The sequence below is a fragment of the Nonomuraea sp. B19D2 genome (assembly GCF_040137845.1).
In the GTDB taxonomy this organism is placed as follows: domain Bacteria; phylum Actinomycetota; class Actinomycetes; order Streptosporangiales; family Streptosporangiaceae; genus Nonomuraea.
Window position 1 is genome coordinate 75,372 of record NZ_JBEFAK010000018.1, and the last position, 13,204, is coordinate 88,575.

Annotated in this window: 15 protein-coding genes; 12 read left to right on the forward strand and 3 right to left on the reverse strand. The window is 70.0% G+C overall.

Annotated elements, in window-relative coordinates:
- Positions 1-59 precede the first annotated feature (59 nt).
- The 7 genes from ABN273_RS30095 (at position 60) to ABN273_RS30125 (ending at position 8,085) form a co-directional block, all read left to right on the forward strand.
- Positions 60-1,073, forward strand: a complete 1,014-nt coding sequence (locus ABN273_RS30095) for a hydroxyacid dehydrogenase (protein WP_349452424.1) — start codon at positions 60-62, stop codon at positions 1,071-1,073.
- Positions 1,074-1,110: 37 nt separating this feature from the next.
- Positions 1,111-2,415: an ABC transporter substrate-binding protein gene (locus ABN273_RS30100; RefSeq protein ID WP_349452425.1), complete on the forward strand. Its 1,305-nt coding sequence runs from the start codon at positions 1,111-1,113 to the stop codon at positions 2,413-2,415.
- 58 nt (positions 2,416-2,473) lie between these two features.
- Positions 2,474-3,394 carry a carbohydrate ABC transporter permease gene (locus ABN273_RS30105; RefSeq protein WP_349452426.1) on the forward strand — a complete coding sequence of 307 codons (921 nt, stop codon included), beginning with the start codon at positions 2,474-2,476 and terminating at the stop codon, positions 3,392-3,394.
- A complete protein-coding gene (locus ABN273_RS30110; protein WP_349452427.1) occupies positions 3,394-4,290 on the forward strand; it encodes a carbohydrate ABC transporter permease in 897 nt (298 codons plus the stop codon). Before ABN273_RS30105 ends, ABN273_RS30110 begins: the two co-directional genes overlap by 1 nt.
- A complete protein-coding gene (locus tag ABN273_RS30115; protein ID WP_349452428.1) occupies positions 4,287-4,994 on the forward strand; it encodes a hypothetical protein in 708 nt (235 codons plus the stop codon). The genes ABN273_RS30110 and ABN273_RS30115 overlap by 4 nt, the downstream gene beginning before the upstream one ends.
- Before the next feature lie 246 nt (positions 4,995-5,240).
- The gene (locus ABN273_RS30120) at positions 5,241-7,247 is read left to right on the forward strand and encodes a hypothetical protein (RefSeq protein WP_349452429.1); all 2,007 of its coding nucleotides are present in this window, start codon (positions 5,241-5,243) and stop codon (positions 7,245-7,247) included.
- A gap of 634 nt (positions 7,248-7,881) precedes the next feature.
- Positions 7,882-8,085 (forward strand): hypothetical protein, encoded by a 204-nt coding sequence (locus ABN273_RS30125; protein ID WP_349452430.1) that lies wholly within the window; start codon positions 7,882-7,884, stop codon positions 8,083-8,085.
- A gap of 124 nt (positions 8,086-8,209) precedes the next feature.
- On the opposite strand, the gene ABN273_RS30130 is transcribed toward ABN273_RS30125, so the two are convergent.
- Together ABN273_RS30130 and ABN273_RS30135 are read right to left on the reverse strand one after the other, a co-directional pair.
- Positions 8,210-8,869 carry a GOLPH3/VPS74 family protein gene (locus tag ABN273_RS30130; protein WP_349452431.1) on the reverse strand — a complete coding sequence of 220 codons (660 nt, stop codon included), beginning with the start codon at positions 8,867-8,869 and terminating at the stop codon, positions 8,210-8,212.
- 143 nt (positions 8,870-9,012) lie between these two features.
- Entirely contained in the window at positions 9,013-9,735 is a 723-nt protein-coding gene (locus ABN273_RS30135; RefSeq protein ID WP_349452432.1) for a CTP synthase C-terminal region-related (seleno)protein, read from the reverse strand.
- Positions 9,736-9,810: 75 nt separating this feature from the next.
- Between ABN273_RS30135 and ABN273_RS30140 the strand changes: the two genes are divergently transcribed.
- From ABN273_RS30140 to ABN273_RS30160, 5 genes are all read left to right on the forward strand, one after another.
- Positions 9,811-10,698 (forward strand): LysR family transcriptional regulator, encoded by an 888-nt coding sequence (locus tag ABN273_RS30140; RefSeq protein WP_349452433.1) that lies wholly within the window; start codon positions 9,811-9,813, stop codon positions 10,696-10,698.
- Between the two features lie 103 nt (positions 10,699-10,801).
- Positions 10,802-11,041, forward strand: coding sequence for a hypothetical protein (locus ABN273_RS30145; RefSeq protein WP_349452434.1), 240 nt, complete (start codon positions 10,802-10,804; stop codon positions 11,039-11,041).
- Between the two features lie 46 nt (positions 11,042-11,087).
- Positions 11,088-11,474: a sigma factor gene (locus ABN273_RS30150; RefSeq protein ID WP_349452435.1), complete on the forward strand. Its 387-nt coding sequence runs from the start codon at positions 11,088-11,090 to the stop codon at positions 11,472-11,474.
- Between the two features lie 5 nt (positions 11,475-11,479).
- Positions 11,480-11,806, forward strand: coding sequence for a hypothetical protein (locus ABN273_RS30155; protein ID WP_349452436.1), 327 nt, complete (start codon positions 11,480-11,482; stop codon positions 11,804-11,806).
- Positions 11,803-12,243, forward strand: a complete 441-nt coding sequence (locus tag ABN273_RS30160) for a hypothetical protein (RefSeq protein ID WP_349452437.1) — start codon at positions 11,803-11,805, stop codon at positions 12,241-12,243. Before ABN273_RS30155 ends, ABN273_RS30160 begins: the two co-directional genes overlap by 4 nt.
- Before the next feature lie 32 nt (positions 12,244-12,275).
- Here the strand turns inward: ABN273_RS30160 and ABN273_RS30165 are convergent, their stop codons facing one another.
- A complete protein-coding gene (locus ABN273_RS30165; protein WP_349452438.1) occupies positions 12,276-13,178 on the reverse strand; it encodes a TIGR03619 family F420-dependent LLM class oxidoreductase in 903 nt (300 codons plus the stop codon).
- Positions 13,179-13,204 lie beyond the last annotated feature (26 nt).

A 13,204-nucleotide genomic window follows, 5' to 3' on the forward strand; every position in this document is an offset into this window, starting at 1 on the left:
TTGAAATGATCAGACATGATCGGCGGCACTGGTAAGCGCTTGCCGCCGAAAGGACCCAGGTGAGAGACGTACGACCGCAGGCCCTGCTGGTCATGGACCCCGCGAAGTTCGCCGTTCAGTTCCAGGAACCGCAGCTGCGCCGGTTGCAGGACCTCGTCGAGCTCGCCGACCCGATCTCGACCGGTGACCTGGACGCGCCGCACGTGCGGCGGCGGCTGCGCGAGGTGGAGGTGCTGGTGACCTCGTGGGGCTGCCCCCCGCTGACGGCCGAGCGGCTCGCCGACGCGCCGCGGCTGCGGGCGATCTTCCACTGCGCGGGCACGGTGCGCACGTTCGTCACCGACGAGGTCTGGCGCCGCGGGATCCTCGTCACCAACGCCGCCGACGAGAACGCGATCCCGGTGGCCGAGTTCACCCTCGCGGCGATCATCTTCGCAGGCAAGAAGGCGCCGTTCCTCGCCCAGGACGCGCGCCGCCACCGCGACGACTGGTCCTACCTGGCGCGCCGCGGGGAGCTGACGAACCGCGGGCGCACGATCGGCGTCGTCGGCTTCTCCCGTACGGGGCGCCGGGTCGTCGAACGGCTGCGCGCCCTGGAGGTGGACGTCCTGGTCGCCGACCCCTACGCCGATCCGGCCCAGGTGAGCGCCGCGGGCGGCCGCCTGGTGGGACTGCACGAGCTGCTGTCACGCTGCGACGTGCTCACATTGCACGTCCCGGCGCTGCCGTCCACCCGTCACCTGATCGGGGCACGGGAGCTGGCCATGCTGCGCGACGGGGCGACCGTCATCAACACCGCACGCGGCGCCGTGCTGGACACCGCCGCCCTGGAACGCGAGTGCGGCAGCGGACGGCTCGACGCGATCCTCGACGTCACCGAGCCCGAGCCGCTGCCGGCCACCTCGCCACTGTACGACCTGCCCAATGTCATGATCACCCCCCACGTCGCCGGCTCTCTCGGATCGGAGACCCGGCGGATGAGTGAGAGCGCGCTCGACGAGCTCGAACGTTACCTGTCGGGCGAGCCGCCCCGCGCGGCCGTGACCGCCGACGACTTTTTGGTAAGCGCCTGAGCCCGGAGACCGGCTCAATGGAAAGGAGACCGGATCAATGATCCTTTCGCACGCGGCAGGAAGAGCCCGAGGGCGCCGCCATCTGATCAAGAGCATCGGCGTCGCGGCCGCGCTCACCCTCGCGGCGGCCGCCTGCGGCTCCGGCGGGCAGGCGGGCGGCAGCGGCGGCGGGAGCAACACGCTGACCGTCACGGTGTGGAACATGGCCAAGACGCCCGAGTTCAAGACGCTGTTCGACGCCTTCGAGCAGGCGAACCCGGGCATCAAGATCAAGCCGGTGGACATCCTCGCCGACGACTACGCCGAGAAGGTCACCACCATGCTCGCCGGCGGCGACACGACCGACGTGATCACGATGAAGAACGTCACGGACTACTCGCGCTACTCCAGCCGCGGCCAGCTCCTCGACCTCACCGACATGGCCAAGTCGGCCGACGCCTCGAAGCTTGCCGGACTGGACGCCTTCAACGTCAAGAACTCCTACTTCGCGCTGCCGTACCGGCAGGACTTCTGGCTCCTCTACTACAACAAGAAGTACTTCGACAAGGCGGGCGTCAAGTTCCCCGAAGGCGCCACCTGGGACCAGTACGCCAAGCTCGCCCAGCAGCTCACCAAGGAAGAGGGCGGCAAGAAGGTGTACGGCACCTACCACCACACGTGGCGCTCGGTGGTGCAGGCCATCTCCGCCGCCCAGACGGGCGGCGACCAGCTCGGCGGCGACTACAACTTCTTCACCGAACAGTACGGGACGGCGCTCGGGCTGCAGAAGGCCGGCGCCACCCTCGACTTCGGCACCGCGACCGCGCAGAAGTCGGACTACAAGACGATGTTCGAGAGCGGTTCGACGGCCATGCTGCCCATGGGCACGTGGTACATCGCCGCGCTGCTGGCGGCGAAGGAGAAGGGCGCCACCGACGTCGACTGGGCGCTCGCCCCGATGCCGCAGCGTCCCGGCGGCACGGGCGTGACGACCTTCGGCTCGCCGACCGCCTTCGCCGTCAACAAGCGCGCCACGAACTCCGACGCCGCCAAGAAGTTCGTGCAGTTCGCCGCCGGCAAGGCCGGCGCCGAGGCGATCGCCAAGATCGGCGTGGTGCCGGCGCTGCAGAGCCCGGAGATCACCAGCGCCTACTTCGCGGTCAAGGGCATGCCGACCGACGAGCTGTCGAAGAAGGCGTTCCAGCCTGACAAGGTCGTCCTGGAGATGCCGGTCAGCGAGCACACCTCCGACGTCGACACGATCCTCAGGGAGGAGCATGAGCTGATCATGGTCGGCGACAAGACGGTGGCCGACGGCATCAAGTCGATGAACGAGCGCGTCAAGAACGAAGTCCTGAACTAGGGAACGGCGGCGGGCCGCCGGGACATCCGGCGCCCGCCGCTTCCCTGGAGGAATCCCCATGACTCACGTCATCACGCAACCGGCCCCATCATCAGCAGGGCCCCGCTCCAGGCGCGCCCGGCGCAACATCCTCGTCGGGTGGAGCTTCATCCTGCCGAACTTCGTCGGTTTCGCGCTGTTCACGCTCCTGCCGATGCTCGCGGCGTTCGCGCTGGCGTTCCTGGACTGGGACTCCTACAGCACGCCCGAGTGGGTGGGGCTGAAGAACTTCCAGCGCCTGCTCGGCGACGAGAACTTCCACGTCGCGCTGCGCAACACGCTGTACTACGCCGCCGGCCACATCCCGTTGACGCTGATGGCCGCGCTCGGCCTGGCGATCGTGCTCAACAGGAAGATCCGCGGCGTGCAGTTCTTCCGCACCGCGGCGTTCTTCCCGTACATCACCTCGCTGGTCGCCGTCGCCGTCGTGTGGAACATGCTGTTCAACCCGACGGCGGGCCCCATCAACCAGGCCCTCGAAGCGATCGGCGTCGCCAGCCCGCCCCGGTGGGTGGCCAGCACCGACTGGGCGATGCCCGCGGTGATCGCCACCAGCGTGTGGCGGGACATGGGGTACTACATGGTGCTCTACCTGGCCGGCCTGCAGACCATCCCGAACGAGTACTACGAGGCCGCCCGGGTGGACGGGGCGAACGCCTGGCAGCGCTTCTGGGGCGTCACCCTGCCGTGCCTGCGGCCCACGACGTTCTTCGTCCTCGTCATGCTGACGATCCAGAGTTTCAAGGTCCTCGACCTCATCGTCGTCATGACCGACGGCGGCCCCGGGCGCAGCACGCTGGTCCTGGCCCAGCTCGTCTACCGGGAGGGCATCACCGAGGGCCACTTCGGCTACTCCTCGGCGATCGCCCTGGTGCTGTTCGTCGTCGTGCTCACCGTGACCGTCGTCCAGTTCCGCCTCAACGAACGCAGGAGCGCCTGATGGCCACACTGCATGATGCTCCACCGGCCACCGCCGGCCCGCCCCGGCAGGCGCCCGCGGGCGCGGACCGCCCGGGGCGGGGGCTCGTCCGCAAGGCGCTGGCCTACGCTCTGCTCGTCGTCGTGGCGGCGCTGGTGCTGGTGCCGTTCGCGTGGATGCTCTCGTCCTCGCTCAAGCGCGACAACGAGGTCTTCACCATCCCCATCGAGTGGATACCCCGCGAGTTCCACTGGTCGAACTTCGTGGAGATCTGGGACCGCATCCCGCTGCTGACCTATCTGGGCAACTCGGCGTTCCTGTCCGTCACCATCACGCTGCTGCAGCTGCTCACGGGGAGTTTCGCGGCCTACGGGTTCTCCAAAGTGCGCTTCCCCGGGCGCGACGCGCTGTTCCTGGCCTACATCGGCACCATCGCCGTGCCGTGGCAGGCGTACATGGTGCCGCAGTACATCATGATGCAGCGGGCGGAGCTGACGAACACCTACTGGTCGATCATCCTGCTGCAGGCGTTCGGGGCCTTCGGCGTGTTCCTCATGCGCCAGTACTACATGTCGATCCCGGACGAGCTCTGCGAGGCCGCGCGGATCGACGGGCTCAGCGAGTACGGCATCTACCGGCGGATCATGCTGCCCCTGTCCAAGCCGGCGCTCGCCAGCCTGGCCCTGCTGACCTTCGTCAACACGTGGAACGACTACATGGGGCCGTTCATCTACCTGACCAGCAACGAGCTGTGGACGGTGCAGCTCGGCCTGCGCTCGTTCATCGGGCAGTACGACGCCGAGTACGCCATGATGATGACCGGCGCGGCGCTGTCGATCCTGCCGATCCTGGTCGTCTTCCTGTTCGGGCAGCGGTACTTCATCCGCGGCATCGCGACCAGCGGGCTCAAAGGATGAGGGCGCTGCTCAGGCCCGCGAGGCAGGAGACCTACGAGAAGGTCTTCCGCGCCGTGCACACCGGGCTCGTGACGAACGTCCTGCTGGCCGTCGCGTGCGCGCCGCTCCTCGCGGCGCTCGCGATCGTCAGGGACCCGCTGGCGTCGTGGCCGTTCTTCGCCGTGTTGTCGGCTCTGTGCGCGCCCGCGCTGACTGGGGCGTTCCGGTGCTTCGCCGAGCTGGGCGAGGGCTCGGCGGCCGTGTTCCGCCCGTTCCGGGACGGCTACCGCCGGGCCGCGGGCCGGTCGCTGATCGTCTGGGCGGCCGGCGCCGCTGCCGTGAGCGTGCTGGCCGTGGACGCCGTCGCCGTCTCGCGCACCGCGTGGGGCCCCGCGCTCGCGCCGTTCTTCGCGACCGCGGCGGTGCTGGTCGTGGCGGTGGTCGTCGCCGTCCTGGCGCTGCTGGCGGAGCAGCCTTCCGTACGGCTGCGCGACCTCGTCCGGCCATGCCTCTACCTGGTGGCGCGGCGCTGGTACCTGGCCGCGGCCAACGTCGTCGTGCTGGGGCTGGCCGTGACGGTCATCCTGCTCAAACCGGTGATCGGGGTGCTCCTCCTGTGCTCGCCCCTGCTCTACCTGGTGTGGGCCACGACCCGGTTCATTCTCGCGCCGGTCCTGCCGTCCGGCCAGGCCCGCTGGGCGCGCCGCCTCGACAGCCGAACCTGACCCGTAGTAGAGATGGATCACGTCCAGGACCTGCGAAAACGCGACTTTCCGCAGGAGTAGCACGCGGCGTGCCACGCACAGAAGGACTGTGCACGCCGGATGACGGGCCGGGCGGCCAACCAACCAGACGGCCTCGACTCCTGGCACGGCGGGACCCTGCCGTAGCTCCTCTGCTACTGCAACCCGGCTCGGCTCGGCTCGCGAAGCGCGCCGGCTTTCCGGCGCAGAGCCTACGGGGGGTTATCCGTGTCTTTTTCGCAAGTCGCACGCCGCGCGGGGGCGGCAGCGGCCATGGGGGCGGCGTTCGTGCTGCTCTTTCCCGGGGTGGCGCTGGCGGCACCGGGCGACCTGGACCCGAGCTTCGGCTCCGGCGGTAAGGTGACCACCGACTTCGGCGGCGGCGATGACGTGCCCACGGGGATGGTGGTTCAGCCCGACGGCAAGATCGTCGTCGTTGGCCGGACGAACAGTCTCTTCGCGCTGGCCCGCTACAACAGCGACGGGAGCTTGGACTCCGGGTTCGGCGTCGGCGGCAAGGTGACCACCGACTTCGGCGGTGATGACGAGGCGAACGCGGTGGCGCTGCAGGCCGACGGCAAGATCGTGGTGGCAGGCGATGGCGGGCTCACCGGCGACTTCGCGCTGGCCCGCTACAACACCGACGGCACCCTGGACCCGAACTTCGGCTCCGGCGGCAAGGTGACCACAAACTTCGGCGCTAGCGGCGATTCAGCTTTGGGGGTGGCGCTGCAGGCCGACGGCAAGATCGTGGCCGCTGGCGCCAGCGGATCAGACTTCGTCTTCTCGCTGGCCCGCTACCACGCAGACGGGAGCCTGGACACCGGGTTCGGGTCCGGCGGCACGGTGACCACCGACTTGGACGGCAGCTCCGAGCATGCCCGTGAGGTGGCGGTGCAGGCCGACGGCAAGATCGTCGCCGTCGGCCGCTCGGGCGGCGTCGGCGGCTTCGCGGTGGTCCGCTACAACGCCGACGGCAGTCTGGACTCCGGCTTCGGCACCCTCGGCGTGGTGACCACCGACTTCGGCCCCTTCGAGGATTTCGCTCAGGGGATGGCGCTGCAGGCCGACGGCAAGATCGTCGCCGTCGGCTACAGCGGTGGCGACAGCGACTTCACGCTGGTCCGCTACAACAGCGATGGCAGCCTGGATTCCGGGTTCGGCGCCGACGGCAAGGTCACCACCGACTTCGGCCCTGGCGGCGAGGATGGTGCGAACGCTGCGGTACTGCAAGCTGACGGCAAGATCATCGCTGCCGGCCGCGGATTCGGCACCTTTGCGCTGGCCCGCTACAACAGCGATGGCAGTCTGGATTCCGGGTTCGGCTCCGGCGGCAAGGTCACCACCGATTTCGGCACCTCTGGGGCCGCGGGGGTGGCGCTGCAGGCCGACGGCAAGATCGTCGCCGCCGGCTTCAGTGGACTGCTGAGCCAAGACTTCGCGCTGGCCCGCTACGAGGGCGGCGGCGGAGGCGGGCCGACCGGCGTGGACCTGTCGGTCACCAAGGCCGGGCCGGAGACCGCCAGCCTGGGTGATCAGACCTCCTACGTCGTGACGGTGACCAACAACGGCACCACGGCGGCCACCGATGTCACGCTCGAGGACACCCTCACCGGACCCGGCGCACCGGTGTCAGCCGCACCCAGCCAGGGCACCTGCACCACCACAGCCACCGGCGCCGACTGCGCACTGGGCTCTCTCGCCCCCGGCGACGAGGCCACGGTGACCGTAGTCGTCGAGCCCACGGCCACCGGCACCGTCTCCGACACTGTCACGGTCAGCGCCGCGGAGCCCGATCCAGAGCCCGCCGACAACACGGCCACAGTGACCACCACCGTGGACAACGCCCATGGCTGCACGGTCATCGGCACCGTTGACGCCGACAGCCTCGGGGGCACGTCCGGCGCGGACGTGATCTGCGCCCTCGGCGGCAACGACACCATCACAGCGGGCAGCGGCGCCGACACCGTCCACGGCGGTGCCGGGGATGACATCGTCGTCGGCGGCTCGGGCACCGACACGCAGTACGGCGGCCCCGGGAATGACACGCTGAACGGCGGCAGCGGCGGCGACACCCTGAACGGTGGCACGGGGAACGACACGCTCAACGGCGCGGGCGGCGCCGACCTTCTCGACACCGTCGACGACGTTTCCGGCAACGACGCGGCCAACGGCGGCTCCGGCACCGACACCTGCACCACCGACCCGGGCGACACCCTCACCAGGTGCCCGTAGCGAGGACACGACAGCCCATCGGCTGTGCTGAGAACACCGACGCAACCGGCCTTGGGACGACCGCGTGCATGTGCTGCACGTGGGCGCTGACGTCGGTTGAGTGAAAGGCCGCCAATCGCCGGCCAGGCCAACGCGCCCTGCGGACTCCACCGAGCCCGCAGGGCGCATCACGTTGCTCGCTCACCGGCGACGGCTCGACGCAGGGTTACCGCGTGTCATGGGGCTTTCTCCGCTCGGCGATCTGGGCTTCGCCGCGGGTGGAGTCGCCTGCGCCACGGACGGCGCTGATGCCGTCGCCCCGCTGCGGCGGGGCCTTGTCGGCGCGCCGATCCCAGCGGGGTGGAAGGGCGGGGAGGTCCGGCTACCACCCCGGACCCGCCCCCACCCGGGCAAAGGGCTCCGCGAAGAGTCACTCTGCACCTCAAGGCGACAATACCCTGTGCATGCCACTGATCGCTGAGAGTAACGGAAACGTGGCGCTAGAAAGACTCTCAAGTTCGCGCCTCGCGTTGCCATGCACCTACCGGATTCACACAGTAGAGTGCCTCTTGTGCTGACCCACCGTAGTCGGACAACTACCAACCGTCGCAAATGCGGTCAAGGTCGGCACTGCTCCGCGAAGTGAATCAAGTCAGTGATTCTGGACAAGAAAGGCAAAACCCCCATGTCGCTCACGCACCTACCGATCATGCTCGTGATCATCGCGGTACTAGGACTGGCGTACTATGCCATCCGCAAGCTGTCCGACGTCGCGCCCAAGACGATCGCGGCGGTTATCGCGGCTCTGGCGACGCTCATTGGGGCCATACCCATCCTGATCGAATCGCTCAGATATTGACCTACGGGCGCAGTCGATCAGGATTTCGACACGATATGACGAAAGGGTCCCCGCCCGCCGACTCGGCGAGCGGGGATCCTCTGCGTCAATGGACGTCTGCCCGGCGAACACTCCGCATGCACCGCTATGACCCGCCCGAGGCCAGCACGATCAGGCCGGAACCGGAGTCGTCGGGCTTCGTCGTCGTTCTGTCGACATAGGCCTTGACGGCCTGCCCGGCCCAGTCGTCCCGGACGAGCTCCTCGAGCCGCTTGCCGTCGTCGATGACGAACAGCTGCTTGAGCACACCGCTGCGGTGAGCCAGGGCGAGCAGGGTGACGGTACGGGCGTCTGGCTTCTGGCCGCGTACCACTTTGCCGAGCCGCTTCCTGATCTCGCGCACCAGCGCGACATCGTCGTGCTCGTACCTTTCGACCGGGATCAATCCCAGGACGCGGGACTCGCCGGCCTTGAACGCACCTCGTTCCGAAAGCCGCTGCAGGTAATGCCGGCGCTTGCGCAGGGGATTGATCCTGATCAGCCATTGCCTGGGCGGCAGTGCCTTGCCCGCCTTGACCATCTGGGCGAGCACGGCGTCCAGCTCGGCGTCGCCGACCGGCCGCCCGTCCGCCACGGCCAGATCCGCGCCCCTCAACTCCACCCTCCCGAGCCCGGCCAGCTCGGCCAGCTCGGCGGCGGTGAGGCTGATGTTCAGCACATTGTTGGGGATCAGTTGCTTGCCGTCGTTCTCCCGGTGGGCGAGCAGGATGAGCTCTTCTGGGAACGTGAGCTGTTGAGGGGACATAGGGGGAGTGTCGCGCCGGCGCGGTGCCCCGGCGTAGACGCTGATGTCATCAGCGGAACCTGACATCTGTCATGTGGTCAGCGGGCTGCCGGCCGTGCGACCTTGGTGCGGGCTGCGGCGCGGGGGGCCTGGTTTGAACGGGACTATGCCGTCTGGACAGTGGCGGCGTTCGCGACGGCCGCCGCCGCGAACGCCCGCACGATGGGGTGGCACTGGCCGCCGTCTCCTGCCAGCTCCGGCTGGAAGAGCGTCACCAGGTAGAACGGGTGCTCCGGTAGCTCCGCGACGCGGATCTCGCCCTCGTCGTCGTAGCCGGTGAAGCGCAGTCCGTGCGCGCGCAGCGTATCGGCGTACGAGGCGTTCAGGCCGTACGCGCAGTGGTAGCGCTCGACGGAGCGCTCGGTGCCGAGGATCCGCTCCGCCATCGAGCCCGGCTCGACCAGCACCACGCTCTCGTGGCCGACCAGTGAGCAGGCCAGCGGGACGACGAGCTGCTGCTCGGCGTCCGGCGTGGTCTCCGCGTTGCTCGCTCTGGCGATGCCGCAGACGTGGCGCGCGTACTCCAGCAGGGCATGCTGGAATCCGCCGCAGGTGCCGAGCAGCGGGATACCGCGCTCGCGGGCGGTCCGGAGAGCGGAGAGCGCCCCTTCTTCGCTGCGGTACGGGGTGCCGGGCAGCACCCATACCCCGTCGAAGCCCTCGATGCGGGTGTCCGGCACGTCGTCGGTGGCCACCCAGTACGCGTCCAGCGCGAGCCCGTCGCGGGCGCGCAGCGTCTCGATCAGGCGGGGGATGCGGGTGTGCGAGCGAACGTGCGGCGAGCGGTCACCTACGAGGGCGACGCGCGCGGTGCGAGTCTCAGGCATGGCTCTCATCCTCCCGATGTGTCGCCGATAAGGCCAACGACTGTTTCTCGTGAGCCCATAAGCGATACTGATGCCGTGGATCCACACCTGCTCCGGACGTTCGTGACCGTGGCCCGCCGCGCGTCCTTCTCCACCGCCGCTCAGGAGCTGGGGTACACCCAGTCCGCGGTGTCCCAGCAGATCGCGGCGCTGGAGGCCGACCTCGGCGTGCCGCTGCTGCGGCGGCGGCCGGTGACCCCCACCGACGCCGGCCACCGGCTGCTGGAGCACGCCGCGCCGATCCTGCTGCGCCTGGACGCGGCGCGCGCCGACATCCGCCGGGTCTCCGGCGCGCCGCCCGCCCATCTGCGGGCAGGCGCGTCGCCGCTCGCGGACAGCGGCCGCCTCGCCGAGGCACTTGTGGGGGTGCGGCAATCGATGCCACGCGTGTCCGTCGTGCTGTCGGTGCTCGGGCGGGAGGAGGTCGTCACCGCCGTCGCCCGCGGCGAGCTGGACATCGGCCTGGTCGACGGCGTGACGGCCCCCAGCGACCCGCTGCGGTTGGCCGACCTCGGCGCGCTGACCACCGTCGTGGTCAGCGAGGGGCCGCTTGCGGTCGTGCTGCCGGACGGCCACCCCCTGGCCACGCGAGCCACGCTGCGTCTGGACGACCTCGCGGACGCCTGGTGGATCGACGCCCCGGACGCCGCCACCCCGCTCGCCCAACTGCGGGCGGTGGCACGCGCCGACGGCTTCCGTTCCGGCTTCGCCTACGACGGCGCGGAGCGGTCCGTGCTGCTGGCGCTGGTGGCCGCCGGCGCCGGGCTCGCGCTGCTGCCCGAGTCGGTGGCCCGCGACCGGTCTGACGTGGCCGCGGTACCCCTTGCCGCTCCCGCTCCAGTGCACCGCACCGAACTGGCGCACGGCAGCCTCACCGGTCCCGCCGCCGCCCTCGCCACGCGCCTTACCGGTCCCCTCCCGTGATCGGCCTTGAATCCGATGCGAGGAAGAGGCGTTCGACTTCGGCCGCGTGGAAGCCTACTTAAGTCGGTGGTGGGCGCCGCCGGATCAGGATCAAGGTGGGCGCATGGCCTGGCGTCCCGTTCTCGCGCTGCTGCTGATGGCGCCGTACCTGGGGGAGGTGCTGTCCACCGCGACATCCCCGCTCGAGTTGCTGGTGCCGTGGAATCTCGTCGTGCTCGACGCGCTCGTCGGACTCGGCGGCCGCTACGACCTCACCCTCGGCGCCGTGCTCACGGCGCTGGTTCTGGCCTGGCTGCACCGTCGCGTCCACGGGCGGGCGAGCGGTGCAGGACCTGGTCGGTGATTCCAGCCGCGGGTCTGGTAGTTCTGGCGGCGTGGGAGTAGAACCGGTGGACCCGGCAGCGGAGTTCGAGGAGTTCCGGCATGTCCTGTTCGCCCTGGCGTACCGGATGCTGGGGGAGGCGGGAGAGGCCGAGGACGTCGTCCAGGAGGCGTACGTGCGCTGGCAGGGGCACGCCGGCGAGGTCGTGACGCCACGGGCGTGGCTCACCAAGGTAGTGGCGAATCTGTGCCTCAACCTGATGGACTCTGCCCGCGCCCGGCGCGAGAGTTACGTGGGCCCCTGGTTGCCGGAGCCGGTGTTCACCGAAGGGGGTGTCCTCGGACCGCTGGAGGCGGCCGAACAGCGGGAGTCCGTCACGATGGGCATGCTGGTGCTGCTGGAGCGGTTGACGCCCGCCGAGCGGGCGGTGTTCGTGCTCCGCGAGGCGTTCTGACCCGGTTGCCGGTCACGCCGGTCCTCGCGGGTACCGCCTTCCAGCCGATCGACTCCGCCGAGGTGGCGGCGCGCGTGGCCGAGGCCGCCGAGGGTGCGCCCGCCGGACGGCTGCCCGACGTGGGCGGGCCGGAGATCCGCCCCTTCGCCGACCTGGCCCGCGCCTACCTGCGGGCACATGGCCGGTACCGGCCCGTCGTGCCGGTCTTCGTGCCCGGCCCCGGGGGAGCCGCCTTCCGCCGCGGAGTGCACCTGGCCCCGGAGCGGAGGGTCGGCCGGCGGACCTTCGCCGACTTCCTGGCCGCGCGGCTCGGTGAGGGTGTCCAGTCGTGAAGGGGAGGGCCTGGCTGCGGGGCGCGCTCGTTTCACTGGCCGTGCTCGAATCCATGGCGGGGGTGTGGCAGTTGTTGTGTCCCCGGTCCTTTTTCGATGACTTCCCCGCGAAGGGGAACGCCTGGGTGGCGGCGCTCCCGCCGTACAACGAGCACCTGCTACGGGACCAGGGCGGTATGCATCTGGCCATGGCGGTGATGTTCGCCGCGGCGGCGATCGCCATGGAGCGGCGGCTCGTCAACAGCGCGCTGATCGCCAATCTGGTGTTCGCGGTCCCCCACGCCGTCTTCCACGCCACCCATCTGGAGGTGTTGTCACGGTTCGACGCCATCGCGCAGACGGTCACGCTGCTGGCGGCCGTGCTGATTCCAGCGGGCTTGCTCCTTCTCTGCCGCGCGGTCCTCGAACGGCCGAAGGGCAGCTCACCGCCCGCCTAGCCAGTGAGCTGTCCCGGCAGCGTGCGTGCGGGTCAGCGGGTCAGGAGCGGGGCGATGGACTGGACGGATTCGGCCGGCGTGCCGGGCATCGCCCAGAAGACGTGGTCGACGGCCAGCTGGTCCAGCCGGTCCAGATCGCCCGCGACCTGCTCGGCGGAGCCGGTCAGCGGCGCCCGCTCGTCCAGCGGTTTCGCCGTCACCGCCCCGTTGACCTGCACCACGACGGGGCCCGCGGGATGCCCGGCGGCCCGCGCCGCCTGCCGGTACGCCTCGATCGTGCCGGTCAGGGCGTCCCAATCGAAGATCACCAGGCTCACCCCGGCGCCGAGCCGGGCCGCGCGCTCGATCGAGGCGGGTGCGAAGCCGCCGACCAGCAGGACCGGGCCGCCTTCGCGCACCGGCTTGGGGCCGATCTCGCACTCGGGGATCTGGTAGAAGCGCCCCTCGAAGCTCACCGGGTCAGGGCCCCACACGGCCTGCATCGCCCGTAGGTGCTCCTCGAAGCCGGCCCCGCGCCGCTTCATCGGCACCCCGGCGGCCTCGAACTCCTGGGACATCCAGCCCTGCCCGACGCCCGCCAGTAGCCGTCCGCCGCTCAGCCGGTCGAGGGTGGCGATCCGCCGGGCCAGTACCACCGGGTTGTGGAACAGCGCGTCCAGCACGCTGGTGCCCAGCTTGATCCGTTCGGTGCGGGCGGCGACATGCCCGAGCACCTCCAGGGGGTCGTAGACGTTGGCGAACCCCTCCGGCGGGTCCATCACCGGCCCGCCCTCGCCACCCATCGCGATCGGCACGGTCGGCCGGAGCAGCCGCTCGTACGTCCAGACCGAGCCGAGCCCGGCGCGTTCCGCCGCCTCCGCCACCTGGACGATCGCCTCCGGCGTCGCGTGCTCGCCGCCGGTGGGGAGGCCGACCCCCAACTGAACACCGCTCATTCCGCTGCCCTCCAGTCCGTGCAAGC

Coding starts and splice junctions, on each gene's coding strand:
- ABN273_RS30130 (WP_349452431.1), bottom strand. CDS start 8,869: ATGTCCCCTCAACAGCTCACGTTCCCAGAAGAGCTCATCCTGCTCGCC.
- ABN273_RS30115 (WP_349452428.1), top strand. CDS start 4,287: ATGAGGGCGCTGCTCAGGCCCGCGAGGCAGGAGACCTACGAGAAGGTC.
- ABN273_RS30135 (WP_349452432.1), bottom strand. CDS start 9,735: ATGCCTGAGACTCGCACCGCGCGCGTCGCCCTCGTAGGTGACCGCTCG.
- ABN273_RS30110 (WP_349452427.1), top strand. CDS start 3,394: ATGGCCACACTGCATGATGCTCCACCGGCCACCGCCGGCCCGCCCCGG.
- ABN273_RS30145 (WP_349452434.1), top strand. CDS start 10,802: ATGGCCTGGCGTCCCGTTCTCGCGCTGCTGCTGATGGCGCCGTACCTG.
- ABN273_RS30105 (WP_349452426.1), top strand. CDS start 2,474: ATGACTCACGTCATCACGCAACCGGCCCCATCATCAGCAGGGCCCCGC.
- ABN273_RS30100 (WP_349452425.1), top strand. CDS start 1,111: ATGATCCTTTCGCACGCGGCAGGAAGAGCCCGAGGGCGCCGCCATCTG.
- ABN273_RS30165 (WP_349452438.1), bottom strand. CDS start 13,178: ATGAGCGGTGTTCAGTTGGGGGTCGGCCTCCCCACCGGCGGCGAGCAC.